The sequence below is a fragment of the Streptomyces sp. NBC_01707 genome, assembly GCF_041438805.1.
Classification (GTDB): Bacteria; Actinomycetota; Actinomycetes; order Streptomycetales; family Streptomycetaceae; genus Streptomyces.
On the sequence record NZ_CP109190.1, the window covers coordinates 641019 to 659154 of the forward strand.

Below are 18136 nucleotides of genomic sequence, written 5' to 3' on the forward strand. Positions count from 1 at the left end.
TCGAAGAGAGAGTGGTGCGCGATGAAGCTGGTTGTGCAGGAGTTCCTGACGCTCGACGGTGTCTCCCAGGGGCCGGGTTCCCCGGACGAGGACACCAGCGACGGGTTCACGCGGGGTGGCTGGTTCGTGCCGCACCTGGACGAGGAGTTCGACCGGCTCGTCGGCAGCTGGCTCGGCGAGGCGGACGCATTTCTCTTCGGCCGCCGTACCTATCAGAACTTCGCGCGGGACTGGCCGAAGATGACCGACCATCCCTTCGCCGGCATCTTGAACGGCTTGCCGAAGTACGTGGCCTCCCACAGCATGACCAAGGCGGAGTGGACCCCGACCACGATCCTGTCCGACGACGTCCCCGCCCAGGTCGCCGAGCTGAAGCGGCAGCCCGGCCGGGAACTGCAGATCCACGGCAGCGCCCGGTTGGCCCAGTCACTGCTGGCCGCCGGGCTGATCGACACATTGCGGCTCGTGATCGCCCCGGTCGTGGTGGGCCAGGGCCGACGTCTGTTCCCGGACGGCGGAGCACCGGCCGGCCTGCGGCTCGTCAGTCATCGGACGACACCGGGCGGCCTCTCGGTGCACACCTTCGAAGCGACGGGGCTTCCGCAGTACGGGACCTACGGGGCCGACGCGTAGGCCACCGGTGCCGGATCGGCACCGTCCGAAATGATCGCCGGTCGAACTCCCGTACCTCGACCGGCAATCATGGATCGTCCTACATGTACGTTCCGCAGAGCGTGGGTCCAGGCCGCGGGCACCGTACGCGGTCTTGTTGGCGTGCCCATGCCCTGGGAACCTCTCTTCGCGTCGGCCTGCCGCCCGAGTGGGCCCCTTCGACACGAGGAGTGCGCATGCACCCCCACTCCGCCCATCGCCCGGCGCTCATCGCCGCGATCGCCGCCGCCCTGGCCGGGCTGCTTTTGGCACTGACTCCCCATCCCGCCGAGGCCTGGGGCTACGGCGTCGACCGGATCCAGAGTGCCGCCGAGGACAGCCATGCCCAGACCGGGATGGGCCCCGGGTGGGTGCTGCTGAGCTACAAGGCCAACGGCCCGATGGTCGGCTACCTGTTCGGCCAGGATTTCGCCTTCGCCGACGGCAGCGTCAAGCCCGGCCCCGACCATATGGACATCCGCGACACCGGCGACGCCACCGCAGGCAACACCGAGGGCATCGACCGCTGGCCCTGGGGCTATGCGGGCGGCAGCTTCGATGGCTGCGCCTACGCGTACGGCACCAGCAAATTCGCCTTCGAGCACGGCGGCTTCACGTCCGGCAGCTGCGCCGGCGGGCCGAACGTCGTCGGTTCCAGCAAGGCCGACGGCAGCCCTGACCAGCTGAACTGGTGGCATTCCGAGAACGTGTTCTGCACGGACACGGCCACCGATGCGCTGTGTAGCCCGTGGGGCGTGTGGAGCGAGAACAAGGGCGGCGGTCTGAAGGTCACTTCCTCCATCACCTCCTGCACCGTCTACGGCAACATCGGAGCCGCCGCGGCCTACGGCTCCGGCGCGGCGGTGCCCGCGCACCCGCTCGGCACCGTGCCGCCCGGCCAGCAGGTCGACGTGCGCTATGTCGCCAAGAGCCGCCAGTGGGTGATGGCGAAATGGAACGGCCAACGCCTGGCGGGCGGCATCGCCTGGGCGTTCTTCCCCCGCAACTGCCTGGCCTGAGTGAGTGGCATGTGACTCCACGCTCAGCGTCCGTCCCTGTGCCCGGACCCGTTCACGGGATCTGGCCGGGGCCGGGGCGCCGGGTGCCGGCACGTAATGCTCCCGGAGCCCCCTTCCCTCCCTCATCGCATGCCGCAGATGGCACGGACCCACTCCTCGTGGCAACCGAGATCGAGTGGGGCCGCGCGTACCGGGCCGATGGCTTGGGCGTTGGCGTCAGAGGGCGATCAGCCCGGCCGACGTCTCCGTGAAGCCACAGGCATCGAAATAGAACGACCTCAGATGCTCCTCGAAGTCGACGTGAAGCCACTCGCACTTCGCGGCACGCGCTTCCTCGACCGCGACCGCGACAAGCGCGGCGCCGACCCCTCTCGACCGGCGATCCCGGGCGACCACCGTGTCCAGGATGAAGGCGTGAGCACCGCCGTCCCAGCCAACGTTGACGAAGCCGCTCAGAACGCCTTCCTCCCACGCGCAGACCCAGCCGAGGCTGTGGTACTCAACTCGCGCTCGCCAGTCGGTCCGAGCTACCGGGATGGTGCCGAAGCCGTCGGCGTGCAGCGCGTCGAGAGACGCATTGTCGAAGTCACCTCGCCACTCATACTTGATCGCCACGCCCCGGATCGTAATCCCCGCACGCAGTCCGTTACCGACCGGCCTCGATTGCACGGTGAGGAGAATCCGCCTGCGGAGGAGTTGAAAGCCCGCGCGACCGAAGATCTGGCGCTTGAGCATGTTGATCCTTCTGTGGAAGAAGATTCGTCAAGCCCGAGCAGGTCAGTGAGTGTCGTCGGCCAGGCTGTCGGACAGCGGGAGCAACAGGTACTCCGTCCACGGCCATGGTGGTGACTCCTCGGTCCCCCGCCCCAGCGCGCCGCACCGCCGGACCCGGTACGCTGCCCGCTCGCTGACAACCGCTCCGCGGAGGAGCAACAGGGGGGTGCATTCATGCTCAGAGCTGCGGGAATCAGGCAAAGGGGCATGGTGGCCGTCGCCGTGCTGGCCACTGTGCTCACGGCTGCGGCGTGCGGTACGGACTCCGAGCCGGCCGACTCCCGGACCACCGGCTCCGCCGACGCGGCGGACGCCGGCGGCAAGGACGCCCCGCCGAACGCTTCTGCGAGCACCCTCACTTGGGAGTTCGAGCACATCGCGGACTTCAGCGGAGACCTCACCGATGTCGCCGTCCTGGCCGAGGACGACATCTGGGCGGTCGGGACCGAGAACAACGGCAAGCCCAACGCCCACCTGCTGCACTACGACGGTGCGCAGTGGAAGCGCGAGCCCCTTCCAGAAGCTCTCGGCACCACCGACTACCCGCCCGTGCTGGAAGAGGCCGGCGAAGACGCCCTGTGGCTGCGGCCGCATACCTATCAAGAGGGCGCCCGCGTAACCCCCTGGGCGAGGTGGGACGGCACCCGCTGGTCCGCGGTGCCGAAACCCCCGCCGGGCCCTGTCGGAGACTTCGAGGCTGCGGGCCAGGACGACATCTGGGCCCTCAGCGGCGAGCAGAGAGCCGAGCACTGGGACGGTACCCGCTGGACCACGACCCGGCTGCCGTACGGCGCCTCCGACCTGGCGGTGGTGGGACCGGACGACGTCTGGGCGGTCGGCAGCCGCTCGACCGGGCCGGGCACCGAGCTGGGCTACGGCGAGCGGTACAGCCAGCCTGTCTCGATGCACTGGGACGGCACGTCCTGGAAGTCGGTGGAGACTCCACAGGCACGCTTCGAGGAGCCGATCCCACCGGAGCCCAGCGCCGGTCTCAGCCAGGTCTTCGCGCTCGACAGCGGTGAGGTGCGCGCGTACGGCAGCAACAGCTTCAACCACGGCGAGGTCGAGAACGAACCCGCGGACGAGTTCATCCGGCTGCGCTGGGACGGCTCCAAGTGGGTCGAGCAGGAGCCCGCGCCCGGCGGGTGCGCGCTGCGGATCCCGGTGGGCCAGGACGACGAGGGCCTGTTCCTCGACGGCAACTGGTACCTCACCGACGACGGCCGATGCGTGAAGATCAAGCGCCACCGCCTGCCCGCGTCGACCGGTGCTCGCAAGGGGTCGAACCAGTCGCTGTGGCTGACTGAGATCCATCGGGTACCCGGCACCGACGAGTGGCTGGGCGCCGGAAACGTCCAGGTCAACCAGTCAGGCGACCCCTTCGACGCCCCCGTCGTCGTACGCCTGAAGCGCGGTGGCTGACCTCTGGTTCCCCGGGGGCACCCCGCAGAGTTCAGTAACGAGAAGACCACCGAAACAGCAGCCTGCGACCACCCCGGGCGCAGGGTGCCAACTGATGTGCTCAACTGCCGACTGAAGCGCTCACTCCCGCCTGACAGAGCACGCCGGTGGCTCAGCGAGATCCTTGGCCCCTCTGAATTTCCCTTGATGCGTGGTCAGCCCGCTGAGGTGCCGTCGATCCGAGTGGCGAGGAAGGAGCCATCGGCCGATGACGGCTCGCGTCACTTCCTCCTGACCCCGTCAAACATCACCTTGACGACCGCCTCGGGCGGCGCGGCACAACGCCCGCCGCCCCCGAGGACGTTGCCGCGCGCGGGGGCGGCGGTGGCCGCTGACGTCACGGAGTGGCGTCAAGGTCCCTGGCGAGGAGTGTGGCCAGCTCCTCGACCGCGGCTTCCGCGCCGTCGCCCTCCGCGGCCAGCACCACCGAGTCGCCGTACTGGGCCGCGAGGGCGAGCACGGAGAGCAGACTCCGGGCGTCGACGGCGCTCTGACCGTCCCTGCTGATGGTCACCTTGACCGGCTGCCGAGTCGCCGCCTGGACGAGCAACGAGGCCGGGCGGGCGTGCAGACCGCTGCGGGAACCCACGGCGACAGTGCGCTGATGCATGGTGAACTCTCCTGTTCGGTGGTGGGCGTTACGGAGTTATGGGACCAACTGTCAGGCGGCGACGGGAATCTTGCGCTCTTCGATCGCCGGCGTCGGCGCCTCCGCGGTCCTGCGCATCCCCTTGAGGAGGACAACCAGCGCGGTCGCGACGGCCGTACCGGCGGCGATGGCCAGCAGGTAGAGGAACGGATCACCGATGAGTGGTACGACGAAGATGCCACCGTGCGGGGCGCGCAGAGTGCAGCCGAAGGCCATCGACAACGCACCGGTCACCGCGCCGCCGGCCATCACCGACGGGATCACCCGGAGGGGGTCGGCCGCCGCGAACGGGATGGCGCCCTCGCTGATGAAGGATGCGCCCAGGACCCAGGCCGCCCTGCCGTTCTCCCGCTCCGTCTTGGTGAACAGCCGGCCGCGCACGGTGGTTGCGAGTGCCATGGCCAGCGGCGGCACCATTCCGGCTGCCATCACTGCGGCCATCACCTTGAGGCTGCCGGGCGTCGGGTCGGCCAGCCCGCCGACCGCGAAGGCATAGGCCACCTTGTTGAGCGGCCCGCCCATGTCGAAACACATCATCAGGCCGAGAACGATGCCGAGAATGATCGCGTTCGAGCCGGAGAGACCGTTGAGTGCGTCGGTCAGGGCCTGTTGGAGCGAGGCGATCGGCTTGCCGACAACGATGAACATCAGGAAACCGACGACCACCGAGGCGATCAGGGGAATCACCAGCACCGGCATGATGCCGCGCAGCGTGGGATGGACCTTCACCCGTTGGATCGCCATCACCACCGCACCGGCCAGCAGACCCGCCGCGAGGCCGCCGAGGAAGCCCGCATTGATGGTGAGGGCGATGGCACCGCCGACGAACCCGGGGACGAGCGCGGGCCGGTCCGCCATGCCGTACGCGATGTACCCGGCCAGTACCGGCACCAGGAAGGCGAATGCGGCGGTGCCGATCTGGTTGAGCAGAGCGGCCCAGCTGTCGGCTTCCCCCCAGACGAAGTGGTCGGCGACGGACTTGGCACTGGCGATTTCGTAGCCGCCGATGGCGAACGACAGCGCGATGAGGAGGCCACCCGCGGCGACGAACGGCACCATGTAGCTGACGCCGGACATCAGGTAGGTCCGCAACCGGATCCCGAAGTGTGCGTGGTCACCGCCGGTCGTGACTCCGTCGTCCTGCTGAGCGGCGCCACCGGTGACGGTGCTGGTCGCACCGCGCGCCGCCTGCCGCTTGGCTTCGGCGATCAGGGCGGCGGGTCGGTTGATCCCTGCCTTGACCCCGGTGTCGACGATGGGCTTGCCGTCGAACCGTGCCTTCTCGCGCACCTCGACGTCATGCGCCCAGATGACCGCGTCGGCAGCGGCGATGAGCTCTGGGTCGAGCCTTTCGAACCCGGCCGAGCCCTGCGTCTCGACGTCGAGCACCACGCCTTCGGCGCGGGCCGCGGCTGCCAGCGATTCGGCGGCCATGTAGGTGTGTGCGATGCCGGTCGGACATGACGTGACGGCGACGATCCGGAAGGGTTCGTCCGCCGGTGCGGCGCCGTCCGTGGCAGGGCCGTCCGCTGCCGCACCTTCCGAAGGCGAGGTGTCCGAAGTCGAGCCGGCCGGCGTGGCCTCCTCGCCGCGGATGAGGGCCGCGGCCGCGACCGGAGCGCGCTCGGCGCGCAGTGCGCTCGTGAAGTCGGGGTCCATCAGCCGTCGTGCCAGGGCAGAAAGGATGGTGAGGTGGTCGTCGTCTGCCCCGGCCGGCGCCGCTATCAGGAAGATCAGATCCGCGGGACCGTCCGCCGCGCCGAAGTCGATGCCCCGGTCGCTGCGGCCGAAGGCGAGCGTGGGCGCGGTGACGTGCTCGCTGCGGCAGTGCGGGATGCCGATACCGCCGTCCAGACCGGTCGGCATCTGCGCCTCACGGGCGGCGACGTCGGCGAGGAAGCCGTCGAGGTCGCTGACGCGGCCTTCGGCGACCATCCGCTCGGCGAGCGACCGGGTGGCGTCGTACTTCGTCTCGGCGGACAGATCGAGATCGACCAGTGCCGCGGTGATCAGTTCACTCAACGCGGGGCTCCTTGCTCGTGGACCGTCCTGCGGGCGGCTCGGGGGACTCGGGGCGGTGTGGGCTGGGAAGCGGATCCACGGCAGTCATGAGGCCGGGTCCGTGAGCGGGCGGTCCAGGGCGATGTCGGTGGTCGTGGTGACCGCTGACAGGTCGAGTTCCGCGGGGGTCGGCATGACGCTGCCGGGCAGTTGCACGGCCGCGGCGCCGTGGGCGACCGCCGCGGCGAGCGCGGCCGGGCCTCGTCCACCCGCGGTGAGAAAGCCCGCGAGGGAGGCGTCGCCGGCCCCGACGTTGCTGCGGACCGCGTCCACTCGGGCGCTGCCGAAGTACGTGCCCGTACCGTCGACCAGCAGTTGCCCGTCGGCCCCGAGGCTGGCCAGAACGGACCGGGCACCGCGCTCGCGGAGCTCCTCCGCCGCCTTCACGGCGTCGCCCAGCGTCTCCAGTGGGCGACCGACCGCCTCGGCGAGCTCCTCCGCGTTCGGCTTGACCACATCGGGGTGCTCCGGCAGCGCCGCGATCAGCGCCGCGCCGGAGGTGTCAAGGGCGATCCGGGCCCCGGCACGGTGGCTCCGCGCCACCAACTCCGCGTACCACTGCGGGGACAGCCCGCGCGGCAGACTGCCGCAGCAGGCGATCCAGTCCGTGGTCGCCGACCGGGTTCGTACGGCATCCAGCAGGGCCTCTGCCTCGGCCACAGTGATCTCCGGGCCCACCGCGTTGACCTTGGTCAGCGTTCCATCGGGTTCGACGAGGGTGACGTTGATACGCGTGCTGCCGACGATCGGCACTCCGGCCGCCTCGATGCCGTGCTCGCCGAGCAGCCGGGCCAGCAGTGCGCCCTCGGGCCCGCCGAGCGGTGCGACAGCGATCGTACGGTGGCCCGCTGCCGCAACCGCGCGCGAGACGTTGATGCCCTTGCCGCCGGGGTCGACTCGGTCGTAGGTGGCCCGGAGCACGGCGCCGCGGGTCAGCCCGGGCAGCTCGTACGTACGGTCCAGGCTGGGATTGGGGGTGACGGTGAGGATCATGCGCGTACTACTTCCGGGCCCTGGCCCTCGACGGCGAGGGTGTCGTCCGAGCCGAGTCCGGTATCGGTGATGAGTAGATCGACCTGCGCGAGATCACCGAAGCGCGCGAAGTGTTCCTGACCGAACTTGGCGGAGTCCGCCAGGAGCACGACCCGCCGGGCGGATGAGATCATGGCGCGCTTGACGGCGGCCTCGGCGAGGTCCGGCGTGGTCAGTCCTCCCTTCGGTGAGAAGCCGTTCGTGGCGAGGAAGACGACATCGGCGTTGATCTCGCTGTAGGCGTTCAACGCCCAGGCGTCGACGGCGGCGCGGGTACGGTGCCGCACACGGCCACCGACGAGATGCAGCGCGATTCCGGGGTGGTCGGCGAGCCGGGCGGCGACCGGTAGCGCATGGGTCACCACGGTGAGGTGGGCTTCGAGCGGGATGACTGCGGCCAGACGAACGGCCGTGCTGCCCGCGTCGATGATCACGCTGCCGTCGGTGGGGAGCTCACCGAGCGCGGCGGCCGCGATGCGCTCCTTCTCCTCGATGGCCACCGCATCGCGCTCGGCGAGATCGGGCTCGAAGTCGAGCCGCCCGGCCGGGATCGCGCCGCCATGGACGCGCCGCAGCAGTCCGGCCCGATCCAGCGCCTTCAGATCACGCCGCACGGTCTCGGCAGTCACCTGGAACTCCTCGGCCAGGGACAGCACATCGACCCGGCCGCTCTCGCGGGCGAGGCGGAGGATTGCTTGCTGCCGCTCCGGTGCATACATGTTGTTTTGGATCCGTTCCATGCCCGAGTGTGTGGATTCGCGGTCACGTTACGCCGATAGTTCGACGATGTAAACAGACTCGGGCATGTGTGGGCACGAACAGACAAGGGGTAGCCCCGGATGCGGTACGAGCACCCGGGCCGGCCCGAAGGAGATCACGCCGTCGGCACCGATCCAGGACTGCCACTCCTCGATCGGCGATGAAGCCCGGAACGACCTCCAGGCGGCCCGAGATACGACGCCCGGACATGCCGATGGCCGCCGAACACCGTGGGACGACCACCCGACCGACGGACAGGCCTACCCGTTGGCGGCCACTCGCACATCGACGCTTGAGCCCTCGAGACTTCTATGTCCTGAATATTCAGATATGACATATAAGGGTTCTAATGTCGTGCGGAGCAATCGAAGGAGCACAGAGTGGCAGGTTCCTTGCAAGGCGAGACGGTCGTCGTTGTCGGGCGTGGAAGCGGCATCGCACGAGCGATTGTCGACGCGGCCATGGCCGAAGGCGCACATGTGGTCGCCGCGGGTCGTAACCGGGAGGCTCTCGAGGCCGCCTACAAGAACACAACCGTCTCCGTGAAGAGTGTCGACGTCACGGACGAGACCTCGATCGCGGCTCTGGCCGACCAGGTGAGCAGCGTCGATCACGTGGTGTCCACCGTATCGGCCAGGGCCCGCGGCACCGTCGGGGAGCTGAGCCCGGAGGCGATCCTGTTGTCCTTCCACACGAAGGTCGTGGGCCCGATCATGCTGGCCAAGCACTTCGCACCGAAGATGCCGAGGACGGGGTCGTTCGTGCTGTTCTCCGGGGTCGCGGCTCTCGAGCCGGATCCCGGGTTTCTCGCGGTGGCGGCGACCAACGCCTCGGTGAACGTGGTGATCCGTTCACTGGCCGTGGAACTCGCCCCGCTGCGGGTGAATGCGATCTCACCAGGAACCATCGACACCGGAGCGTGGGAAGGACTGGGCAAGGAGAAGGATGCGTTCTTCGAGAACAAGTCCGCGACCAACCCCGTGCGACGTATCGGCACGGCCGAGGACATCGCCCAGGCGGTGGTCTTCGCGATGACCAACACCTTCATGACAGGCGTCAGCCTGGCGATCGACGGAGGGCAACCCCTCGTGTGAGCAGACTGATCTTGTCGCGCTGGGGGCCAGACTCTCACCAGCACCCCGGGCCCCGCAGGTCGTGTCGGTGTGCACGGTCCGCGAAAGACCACGCGCACCCGGGCCGCAGCGCAATCGCCGCATCAGGGGTGCCGGACATCGACGCTGACACCCGTTCAGGGGCGCGGCGGGGGTGCGGCCGCAGCAAGCGCCACATCCTCACCGACGCCCAGGGCAGCGCGCTCGCAGTGCCGCTGCCCGGCGGCACCCGCAACAACGTCACCCTCCTGCTCCTGCTCGACAGCGGCGTGGTCGGTCGTCCCCTCAGGAAGCCCAACTCGCTGTTCGCCACCCGCGGTTACGACCAAGACGAGTGCCGTCGCCGGCGACAGCACGCGACATCCGCCCCGTGATCGCCGAGCGCGGCCAGCCTCACGGCACCGGCCTGGGCATCTTCCGCCGAGTCGTCGAGCGCTCGATCTCGTGGCTGCACGGCTTCCGTCCCCTGCGCATCCGCGGAGAACGACGCGACGACATCCACGCAGTCGTCCTCGGCCCGGCCGTCCGCCTGATCACGCACCGCCAAGTCCAACGCCTTGTCAGGACCTCAAGCCCCGTCCAGGGATGCATCCTTCGAAGACGCCCCCTTCGGGTACCGGACGAAGAGGACACCCTGAACCTCGCCGTCCGGTGCGCTGTAGAAGTGCGGGGCGTCGGCCGGCCAGTGGGCGTGGCCGCCGGGCCCGGCCGTCTGCGGCGCGTCCGGCAGGCCGACGACCGCCGTCCCGGAAAGCACCATCAGGCTCTCCGTGGTGTGCGGGACATGCGCGGCCGACTCCTGGGTCACGCCCTCGTCAATGGTGACGCGGAAGACGTCGGTGGCCGCGTCCTCGTCCTCGTACCGCTCCAGGAGGACCGCGGTGACGGCCCTGCCGGAGACTCCACCCGCGCCGGCCGCGACGCCGGGCGCCGGGTCGTCGAGGACGGCGCTGAGCGGGCGGCCGAGCGCTGTGGTCAGGGCGTAGAGCGTTTCCAGCGTGGGGTTGCGCCGGCCCGTCTCGAGTTCCGAGAGCGTGCCCTTGCCTACGCCCGAGCGGCGTGAGAGCTCCGACAGGGAGAGGCCGCCGTCCTGCCGCAGCCGTTTCACCCTGCGCCCCACCTCGTCGTTCAGACCCATCCGCCCGGTTCCGTCCGTTTCTGCGCCCACCGGCACTTTGACGCGCCGCCGCCTGCGTCCTTAGTGTTCCACAAACAGAACGCTCCCCTCGCGGAACGCTTCGAACCTACTCCCCCGCCCCCTCCGGAAGTGATGCCCGCATGTCCCCGCTCGCCCGCATACGCGCCATCGCACCACCCTCGGCCGTGGCGGCGGGGCTCATCGCGGTCACCGTCGGCGTGACGAGTGCCGCTGCCCTCGTGTTCACGGCGGCGCGGGCCGCGGGGGCGGACGCGCGGGAGGTCTCGTCATGGATGCTGGCACTCGGCGTCGGGATCGCCGTGACCTGTGCGGGGCTGTCGCTGCGGTACAAGGCCCCGGTCGTCACCTCCTGGTCGACGCCGGGAGCCGCGCTCCTTGCCACGAGCCTGAGCGGGGTGTCCATGGAGAAGGCCGTGGGCGCGTTCGTGTTCAGCGCGGCACTGATCGTGGTGAGCGGTCTGACGGGATGGTTCGCGCGGATCATGGGCCGGATCCCGGTGCCGCTGGCGTCGGCGCTGCTCGGTGGCGTGCTGCTCGAGTTCGGGACGGGTCTCTTTTCCCAGATGGACGGCAGTTTCGCGGTCGCGTTTCCGGTGTTCGTGCTGTATCTCCTCGCGCGTCGGCTGTTGCCCCGCTACGCGGTCCTCATCGCGCTGGGCGGCGGAGTCATCGCCTCCGTCCTCACCGGGGGCTGGCATCTGGAACGGGTCCGACTGTCGCTCGCGCAGCCGGTGTTCACGACTCCCGAGTTCGACTGGAAGGTACTGATCAGCGTCGGCGTGCCGCTCTTCGTCGTCACCATGGCCTCACAGAACCTGCCGGGGGTCGCCGTGCTCCGCGGGTCCGGCTACGAGGTGCCCGTCTCGCCCGTCCTGACGTGGACGGGCGCCGTACAGGCGGTGCTCGCGCCGTTCGGGGCGTTCGGCATCAACCTGGCGGCGATGACCGCGGCGATCTGCACCGGCGACGGGGCCCACCCCGACCGGCAGCGGCGCTACCTCGCGGCCGTGTGGGCCGGCGTCTTCTACCTGTGTGTCGGCCTGCTCGGCGCGACCGTCGCCTCGCTGCTCACCGCGATGCCTCACGCCCTCGTCCTGGCCGTCGCCGGGGTCGGCCTGCTCGCCACGATCGAGGCGTCGCTGGCCAGTGCCCTGTCGGACCCCGTGTCCAGGGAGGCGGCCGTCGTCACCTTCCTCGCCACGGCTTCCGGTGTGACGCTGCTCGGCATCGGGTCCGCGTTCTGGGGGCTGCTAGCGGGCGTGCTCACCAGCGTCATTGCGGCGGTTGGACGGCGGCGGCGAGCCGCCACATCTCCACCCGCGCCCGCCCCGCAACCGGTCACGGCAGCCGCGCGCAGACCTGAGCGAACCTCCGCGTGAACACCGACCACGCCGAGACGGCCGCGCCCTCCTCGGCCACGGCCTCGGTGTGCAGGCGGTCCCTGTCGAAGCCCTGCCTGGCCAGCCGCTCCCGATCCCAACCGGCGATCCGCTCGGCATCCGCCTCCGGGTGAAACTGCACACCCCAGGCCCGCGCCCCGACCCGGAAGGCCTGATGGGGGCAGGCCGCGCTGGACGCCAACCAGGAAGCACCCGGCGGGAGTTCGGTGATCGCGTCGACGTGCCTCTCGATTGCGGGAACCGTCGCGCCGAGCCCGTACAGCAGCGGATCGTCGGCAGCCTCGGGGCGCAGCCGGATCTCTGTGCTGCCGAACTCGGGCTGCCCGTGACGCGCCCGTACGCTGCCGCCCGCGACCTGTGCGAGCAACTGGCCACCGAGGCAGATGCCGAGGACGGGCGTGCCGTCGTCCAGCGCCTGCGCGACGAGGCGGCGGGTGGCGGGGAGCCAGGGCGCGCGCTCGTCGTCGTCCGGCAGGAAGCCGCCGCCGAGCACGAGGAGCGGCCTGCCGTCGAGCACCTGGGGCAGGACCTCACCCTCGTAGGGACGCAGCACTTCGAGGCCGATTCCCGCCTCGCGCATCCAGGCGCCGACCCGGCCGGGACCGCCGCTCCTGGTGTTCTGTACGACCACGGCGGTCTGTGCGCCCGGTGCGTGCGAGGGCGTCATCGCCTCAGCTCCCCTGCTCGGCATCTGCGTTCGCTGCGTTGATCTCTACGTCGTTCAGGCAGCAGATCAGGGTGCGCCGGGCGACGTCAACGGTCCGTCGGCTGCCCCACTCCGAGGGTCGCGTCCCACCTCGCAGCCGCCGCGACCCGCTTCACCGGCCGGCCACCGCCGAGCGCCATCTGTCCTCGCATCTCCGTGCGGCCACCCTCGCCGACGGCCACGTCGTTGGAAACGAGGCCGCGATCAGCAGCAAGTTAGCCGGACCACCGCCCCACCGAGGCCCTCACACCGGGCGGAGGCCCACAGAGATCTCCAGTTACGGGAGGCCCTTGTCGTGGCGAGGAGCAGCCCACCGGTGTCGGTGGCTGATGCGAGAATCCCGGCGAACGCGAGGAGATCATCATGGGTACCTGGCACACCGGCCCCTTCGACAACGACACAGCCGCAGACTTCGCCAACGCTCTCGACGACGCCGGACCCGAGGGACGCGAGGCCCTGATCCGCGGTGTCCTCACCCGCACCGTGGACGCCACTGGCTACCTCACGGAAGCGGAAGAGGCGGTGGCGGCCGCCGCGCTGATCGCGGCGCAATGCCCGAACGGCGACCCCGTCGATACGCCCTACGGCCCTGAAACATCGATGCCGGCCTTCCCCAGCGATCTTCGGACACTCGCCGACGAGGCCCTCGCCCGTATCGTCAGCGACGAGTCCGGGCTGGTCTCGAGCTGGGTCGACCCAGGTGACGGAAGGCAATGGCGTGCAGCGCTGAGCCGCCTTCGCTCCGTGCTCGCCCCGCCGCCACCCACGATCCCGCTCTTCGACGTGGGGCCATGACGCCGCGTCACCAGCTGGCGGCGGAGCTACGGGCGCCAGGTGCGCAGCAGTTCGGCGATGCGGCCGGCGGTACAGCGGGGGTCGTACAGCTCGCGGGCCAGGCCGACTAGCTGCTCGCGCGTGGGGTCGACAGGTATGCCGCTGGCGTTCAGGTACATCGCGGCCACGGTGCACGCGACGGTGAGGTTGGAGCGCTCCAGCCAGCGGCAACAGCCAAGGGTGTGAACCAGGGCGGCAGCTCGGGCGTAGGGCCCTCCGTACACCGGCTGTTCGAGCAGTTCGGCACGGTGGCGAGAGACGGCCGCAATCGGGACACCGAGATCATCGGGCGCGGGATCGCGATGGCCGGCTCGTTCGGTGACCTCCAGGATCCAGGACAGGTCAACATGCAGCGACAAGCTCACGCAGCGGCGCCCCGGGCGTTCGGGGCGGAGGCGTACTGCGCGTCGAGGTCGGCTTCCAGATCGGCGAGGAAGTCGCCGTGACGGTCGATGAGGCGCTGGGCCGCAGCCATGCCCGCCGCGCGGGCACCACTGGTGTCCTCGGCGATGAGGCGCTCCACGTAGCGATTGAAATCCAGTCCACGCGCGGCCGCGGCATCCTTGCCGGCGGCGAGCACGTCCGGCTCCAGCCGCAGCTGTGTCTGCTTCTTCGAGCTGCTCATAAGGACAAGGTAGCAGGGTGGTAGCAGAAGGGCGAGACGTTCGGGGAACCGGCGAGGGGCAAGGCTGTGACCGGCACCTCCCGCCGGGGCTGTCGGTCGCAGTGACGTGCAACGACTTTCCCTTGCCATGGATCTTCGGCCGGCAAGATCGGTTCGCCGTGAAAAGTCCGGGGGTCGACGAACGTCTGCTACCACTCCGAAAATCAGGCACTGCGGTCGTACTCCGAAACCAGCGGGTTCCAGGGCCCTGAGGGTCGTCCTCCCGCGCATCTGCTGGGGCGGTGGAGTTCTCGGCGAACCGGGTTGCGGGTCCGGTCAAGGAGTCTTCTCGTGGGCCGTATCGACCAGTTGCCCGGCCTGCATACTGGGGCCAGTCGATCAGGGGGGTCTGATGAGTTCCACAGACGCGTATCTTGACGCTGCGGCCCAGGCGGTGACGTTGCTCGGTGCGCCGGAAGTCGCAGCTTGCTGGGAGAAGACCAGCGCGCTGGAAGGAATGACGGTCAGCGCTCTGGCCGGCCATCTCGCCTACCAGGTCTTCAGCGTGACTCCAGCCCTGCAGGAACCCACGTCACAGGAGGTGACGCCGATCCCGCTTCTCGAGCACTACGCCCGTGCCGAGTGGATCGATGCGCCACTTGACGGCGAGGTGAACACCGGCATTCGGGCGAAGGGTGAGGACATCGCGTCCGAGGGCGCCCGACTGCTGCTGAAGCGCGCCCGCGCGGCACTGGCCGAACAGCAGGCTGCCCTTCCGATGGTTCGGGGTGGCTCGGTCGTGTTCATGCCCCAGACGGGGTGGGCTCTGAGTCTCGACGACTTCCTCGTGACGCGCACGATGGAACTCGCCGTACACATGGACGACCTGGCCGTCAGCGTGGGAATCGCTACGCCGGAACTCTCGACCACCGCATTTGATCCCGTGCTCACGTTGCTGGTCACACTCGCCGCGCGCCGACACGGTCAAGTGGCGCTGCTGCGCGCCCTGGCCCGCGCGGAGCGAGCCCCATCTGCGATCAACGCGCTCTGAGCTTCAGACCTCAAGGTCGCCACCAGGACGGCCGGGGAACCAAGGCCGCACCCCGTCATCAGGCTGCACCGTGCCCCGACGTGGCGGTCGACGACGAAACCGCCGAGGACCGCACCGGCGATCGATCTCGTCGCCGACACGACTGCATGGCTCGAGCAACTCATCCTGGACCGCAGGGAATTCCTACCCCTACGACACCGTCCGCCTGCAGGAGTCGGACAGCTCGCCGCTCGACCATCGCGGCTCTCTTGACCTCAAGTCGCAATGGGTCCTACATTTTTGAGATGTTCTTAAGTGTGTTCTCGATTCATGAACGTGAACCACTTCTCACACGCGTACCCGTCCCCGCCCAGGTGGATGCGGCGGCACCCACCATCGACACGCACTGGCCATGGAGGTCCAAGGCCCTCGTCCGGCCCGGGGCCCACTCGTTCGCGGACTGATCCGTGCAGGTCCCCAAAAGGGCCGAGGCTGGGCGTCGAACTCGGCCGTGACGCACTGGCCCGGCTGCACAAGCATGCGAGTTTTCCGGACAGAAGGGAACCAGCGCCTGATGCGTAAGGAAAGCGTTCACAGCGACGTCACCGTCGTCGGCGGCGGCCTGGCCGGAGTGTGCGCCGCGATCGCTGCCGCCCGGCTGGGCCGTACCGTGGCGCTGATACACAACCGACCGGTGCTGGGGGGCAATTCGAGTAGCGAGGTACGGGTGTGGGTGTGCGGGGCGACTGCCCACGGGGTACACCGCTGGGCCCGCGAGACCGGCATCATGGGCGAGCTGTACCTGGAGAATCAATACCGGAACCCGGAGGGCAATCCCTATTACTGGGACCAGGTCGTCCTGGATGCCGTGCTCGCCGAGTCGAATCTACGACTCTTCCTCAACACTGATGTCCGTGACATCACCGCGGAACACGGAAGCCGGATCGAGTCGGTCACCGGTTGGACCATGGGCGCCGAGAGGCTGACCACGTTCACTTCACCGGTCTTCGTCGACTGTACCGGCGACGGCCTGATCGGCTATCTCGCGGGAGCGGACCATCGCATCGGACGCGAGTCCCGCGCGGAGCACGGCGAGGAGTGGGCGCCGCCGGAGCCCGACCGACAACTGCTCGGCAGCACCATCCTGTTCTATACGAAGGACGCCGGACGCCCGGTGAAGTATGTGCCTCCGTCCTTCGCGAAGAACATCCTGGACACGCCCATTCCCGAGCACCGGTTGATCCGTACCGGTGACAACGGCTGCGACTACTGGTGGGTGGAATGGGGCGGCCGACTCGACACGGTGGACGACAACGAGCGCATCCGCGACGAGCTGTGGTCCGTCATCCACGGGATCTGGGACCACATCAAGAACAGCGGCAGATTCGACGCCGGCAATCTCACTCTGGAGTGGGTCGGAGCCATCCCCGGCAAGCGTGAGTACCGGCGCTTCCTCGGCGACCACGTGCTGACCCAGACCGAGGTGATGGCCCAGAGTCCTTTCGACGACAGGATCGCGTTCGGCGGCTGGTCGGTGGACCTGCATCCGGTCGAGGGCATGTATGCCCAGGAACCAGGTGCCCGTCAGCGCTACTCCGACGGCGTGTACCACATCCCCTTCCGCAGCATCTATTCACGGAACGTCGACAACCTGCTCTTCGCCGGGCGCAACATCTCCGCCACCCACATCGCGTTCGGATCCACCCGGGTCATGGCCACCTGCGCCACCCTCGGCGAGGCCGCAGGAACGGGCGCGGCTCTCTGTGCGGCACTCGGCGTGACACCCCGCGAGCTGCACGACGGACAGTTGACGCTTCTTCAGCAGACCCTGCTCCGACAGGACGCCTCATTGATGGGCGTGCCCAACACCGACCCGGACGACCTTGCCCGCGCGGCACGCGCCTGCGCCTCCAGCACGCTCACCCGGCTCGCCGTGGAGCCGGTGCCCGATGCCACCACCACGCCGTTGCCGCTGGACCGTGATCTCGCCTTCGTGCTTCCCGTCGATCCGCGCCTGGACGACGTGGCACTGCTGGTCGACGTACACAACGCCACCGAGCTGACCATCGAGCTCTGGGACACGCTGCGCGGCGAGAACGCCGTACCCGCCCGCCGTCTGATCTCCAGCACGGTGCCCGCCCCTGAAGGCAAGGAGCAGTGGGTGTCCGCCCATCTGCCCTGGCAACCGGACGAGCCGCGCAACGCCGTCGTGATCGTACGGGCCGATCCGCACGCCTATCTGCACCTCGTCGACCAGCGGCGTACGGGGGTGCTCTGCCTGGCCCGTAAGCTCGCCGGTGAGTCGGGAGTCGACCACGACATCCCGGAGGAGAACGGCCAGGCAGTCGCCGAGTGGGTCGCCCGGGGCCTGCGCCGGCGCAGCTTCTGCTTCCGCGCCGGACCGACCCGGGCGTATGACCCGGACAAGACCGTCGGCGGCTACCAGCGGCCCTTCGGTGGACCGCAGATGTGGCACGCGGGCGAGCGGGGCGAGGCGTGGCTGCGGCTCGACTGGGACGCCCCGGTGGAGATCGGCGCGGTGCACCTCGTGCTCGACGACGACGTGGACGAGTACCTCAACAATCTCCACAGGCATCGAACGGAGTTCGAGATCATGCCGGAGCTGGTCCGTGACTACCGCATCGAGGTACTGGCGGACGGCGGCGGGTGGACGCCGGTCGCCCGGGAGACCGGCAACCGCCGCCGGCACCGGATACACCGGTTCGCCCCGTTCCGGACGACCGCGCTGCGGGTGGTGGTGGAGGCGACGAACGGCGCATCAGAGGCGCGCATTGTGGCGCTGCGCGCCTATGCATGATCCGTTGTCTGCCGCCGGCCGCGGGCGCAGGCAGGTCGGGCACACGCGTGCCGGCCGGGATGGCTCT

Annotated in this window: 18 protein-coding genes; 9 read left to right on the plus strand and 9 right to left on the minus strand. The window is 69.3% G+C overall.

Annotated elements, in window-relative coordinates:
- Positions 1–21 precede the first annotated feature (21 nt).
- The gene (locus tag OG963_RS03045; RefSeq protein WP_093771247.1) at positions 22–633 is read left to right on the plus strand and encodes a dihydrofolate reductase family protein; all 612 of its coding nucleotides are present in this window, start codon (positions 22–24) and stop codon (positions 631–633) included.
- Between the two features lie 215 nt (positions 634–848).
- Complete coding sequence (locus tag OG963_RS03050) at positions 849–1670, plus strand: hypothetical protein (protein ID WP_093771245.1); 822 nt, start codon at positions 849–851, stop codon at positions 1668–1670.
- A gap of 216 nt (positions 1671–1886) precedes the next feature.
- Here OG963_RS03050 and OG963_RS03055 read toward each other — a convergent pair whose 3' ends face one another.
- Positions 1887–2285, minus strand: coding sequence for a GNAT family N-acetyltransferase (locus OG963_RS03055; RefSeq protein WP_176902113.1), 399 nt, complete (start codon positions 2283–2285; stop codon positions 1887–1889).
- A gap of 333 nt (positions 2286–2618) precedes the next feature.
- Between OG963_RS03055 and OG963_RS03060 the strand changes: the two genes are divergently transcribed.
- Positions 2619–3866, plus strand: a complete 1248-nt coding sequence (locus OG963_RS03060) for a hypothetical protein (RefSeq protein WP_371798314.1) — start codon at positions 2619–2621, stop codon at positions 3864–3866.
- A gap of 376 nt (positions 3867–4242) precedes the next feature.
- Here the strand turns inward: OG963_RS03060 and OG963_RS03065 are convergent, their stop codons facing one another.
- The 4 genes from OG963_RS03065 to OG963_RS03080 all read right to left on the minus strand — a co-directional run bounded on the left by OG963_RS03065 (position 4243) and on the right by OG963_RS03080 (position 8366).
- Positions 4243–4515, minus strand: coding sequence for an HPr family phosphocarrier protein (locus OG963_RS03065; protein ID WP_093771239.1), 273 nt, complete (start codon positions 4513–4515; stop codon positions 4243–4245).
- Between the two features lie 51 nt (positions 4516–4566).
- Positions 4567–6576 carry a fructose-specific PTS transporter subunit EIIC gene (locus tag OG963_RS03070; RefSeq protein WP_371798315.1) on the minus strand — a complete coding sequence of 670 codons (2010 nt, stop codon included), beginning with the start codon at positions 6574–6576 and terminating at the stop codon, positions 4567–4569.
- 84 nt (positions 6577–6660) lie between these two features.
- Positions 6661–7608, minus strand: coding sequence for a 1-phosphofructokinase (gene pfkB / locus OG963_RS03075; RefSeq protein WP_319739876.1), 948 nt, complete (start codon positions 7606–7608; stop codon positions 6661–6663).
- Positions 7605–8366: a DeoR/GlpR family DNA-binding transcription regulator gene (locus OG963_RS03080; RefSeq protein ID WP_319739916.1), complete on the minus strand. Its 762-nt coding sequence runs from the start codon at positions 8364–8366 to the stop codon at positions 7605–7607. Before OG963_RS03080 ends, pfkB begins: the two co-directional genes overlap by 4 nt.
- 420 nt (positions 8367–8786) lie before the next feature.
- On the opposite strand from OG963_RS03080, the gene OG963_RS03085 reads away from it, so the two are divergent.
- Together OG963_RS03085 and OG963_RS03090 are read left to right on the plus strand one after the other, a co-directional pair.
- Positions 8787–9500: an SDR family oxidoreductase gene (locus OG963_RS03085; RefSeq protein ID WP_093771231.1), complete on the plus strand. Its 714-nt coding sequence runs from the start codon at positions 8787–8789 to the stop codon at positions 9498–9500.
- A gap of 128 nt (positions 9501–9628) precedes the next feature.
- Positions 9629–9892, plus strand: coding sequence for a hypothetical protein (locus tag OG963_RS03090; protein WP_093771229.1), 264 nt, complete (start codon positions 9629–9631; stop codon positions 9890–9892).
- Positions 9893–10086: 194 nt separating this feature from the next.
- On the opposite strand, the gene OG963_RS03095 is transcribed toward OG963_RS03090, so the two are convergent.
- Entirely contained in the window at positions 10087–10656 is a 570-nt protein-coding gene (locus OG963_RS03095) for a helix-turn-helix domain-containing protein (protein ID WP_093771227.1), read from the minus strand.
- A gap of 140 nt (positions 10657–10796) precedes the next feature.
- Here OG963_RS03095 and OG963_RS03100 point away from each other — a divergent pair, with 140 nt between their 5' ends.
- Positions 10797–12056 (plus strand): benzoate/H(+) symporter BenE family transporter, encoded by a 1260-nt coding sequence (locus tag OG963_RS03100; protein WP_371798316.1) that lies wholly within the window; start codon positions 10797–10799, stop codon positions 12054–12056.
- Here OG963_RS03100 and OG963_RS03105 read toward each other — a convergent pair.
- Positions 12016–12744 (minus strand): type 1 glutamine amidotransferase, encoded by a 729-nt coding sequence (locus OG963_RS03105; protein WP_093771223.1) that lies wholly within the window; start codon positions 12742–12744, stop codon positions 12016–12018. The genes OG963_RS03100 and OG963_RS03105 overlap by 41 nt on opposite strands.
- Before the next feature lie 402 nt (positions 12745–13146).
- Between OG963_RS03105 and OG963_RS03110 the strand changes: the two genes are divergently transcribed.
- A complete protein-coding gene (locus OG963_RS03110) occupies positions 13147–13578 on the plus strand; it encodes a DUF4259 domain-containing protein (protein WP_093771221.1) in 432 nt (143 codons plus the stop codon).
- Positions 13579–13604: 26 nt separating this feature from the next.
- Here the strand turns inward: OG963_RS03110 and OG963_RS03115 are convergent, their stop codons facing one another.
- Complete coding sequence (locus OG963_RS03115; protein ID WP_371798317.1) at positions 13605–13976, minus strand: fic family toxin-antitoxin system, toxin component; 372 nt, start codon at positions 13974–13976, stop codon at positions 13605–13607.
- Positions 13977–13978: 2 nt separating this feature from the next.
- Complete coding sequence (locus OG963_RS03120) at positions 13979–14242, minus strand: hypothetical protein (RefSeq protein ID WP_319739873.1); 264 nt, start codon at positions 14240–14242, stop codon at positions 13979–13981.
- Between the two features lie 391 nt (positions 14243–14633).
- Between OG963_RS03120 and OG963_RS03125 the strand changes: the two genes are divergently transcribed.
- Positions 14634–15272, plus strand: a complete 639-nt coding sequence (locus tag OG963_RS03125) for a maleylpyruvate isomerase N-terminal domain-containing protein (protein WP_093771215.1) — start codon at positions 14634–14636, stop codon at positions 15270–15272.
- Positions 15273–15825: 553 nt separating this feature from the next.
- The gene (locus OG963_RS03130) at positions 15826–18069 is read left to right on the plus strand and encodes an FAD-dependent oxidoreductase (protein WP_371798318.1); all 2244 of its coding nucleotides are present in this window, start codon (positions 15826–15828) and stop codon (positions 18067–18069) included.
- The last annotated feature ends 67 nt before the right edge of the window (positions 18070–18136 follow it).

What these genes read in the sequence shown, in the direction of transcription:
- OG963_RS03110 (WP_093771221.1), top strand. Translation starts at nt 13,147, where the DNA reads ATGGGTACCTGGCACACCGGCCCCTTCGACAACGACACAGCCGCAGAC.
- OG963_RS03095 (WP_093771227.1), bottom strand. Translation starts at nt 10,656, where the DNA reads ATGGGTCTGAACGACGAGGTGGGGCGCAGGGTGAAACGGCTGCGGCAG.
- OG963_RS03100 (WP_371798316.1), top strand. Translation starts at nt 10,797, where the DNA reads ATGTCCCCGCTCGCCCGCATACGCGCCATCGCACCACCCTCGGCCGTG.
- OG963_RS03065 (WP_093771239.1), bottom strand. Translation starts at nt 4,515, where the DNA reads ATGCATCAGCGCACTGTCGCCGTGGGTTCCCGCAGCGGTCTGCACGCC.
- OG963_RS03105 (WP_093771223.1), bottom strand. Translation starts at nt 12,744, where the DNA reads ATGACGCCCTCGCACGCACCGGGCGCACAGACCGCCGTGGTCGTACAG.
- OG963_RS03080 (WP_319739916.1), bottom strand. Translation starts at nt 8,366, where the DNA reads ATGTATGCACCGGAGCGGCAGCAAGCAATCCTCCGCCTCGCCCGCGAG.
- OG963_RS03045 (WP_093771247.1), top strand. Translation starts at nt 22, where the DNA reads ATGAAGCTGGTTGTGCAGGAGTTCCTGACGCTCGACGGTGTCTCCCAG.
- pfkB (WP_319739876.1), bottom strand. Translation starts at nt 7,608, where the DNA reads ATGATCCTCACCGTCACCCCCAATCCCAGCCTGGACCGTACGTACGAG.
- OG963_RS03130 (WP_371798318.1), top strand. Translation starts at nt 15,826, where the DNA reads ATGCGTAAGGAAAGCGTTCACAGCGACGTCACCGTCGTCGGCGGCGGC.
- OG963_RS03050 (WP_093771245.1), top strand. Translation starts at nt 849, where the DNA reads ATGCACCCCCACTCCGCCCATCGCCCGGCGCTCATCGCCGCGATCGCC.
- OG963_RS03120 (WP_319739873.1), bottom strand. Translation starts at nt 14,242, where the DNA reads ATGAGCAGCTCGAAGAAGCAGACACAGCTGCGGCTGGAGCCGGACGTG.
- OG963_RS03125 (WP_093771215.1), top strand. Translation starts at nt 14,634, where the DNA reads ATGAGTTCCACAGACGCGTATCTTGACGCTGCGGCCCAGGCGGTGACG.
- OG963_RS03060 (WP_371798314.1), top strand. Translation starts at nt 2,619, where the DNA reads ATGCTCAGAGCTGCGGGAATCAGGCAAAGGGGCATGGTGGCCGTCGCC.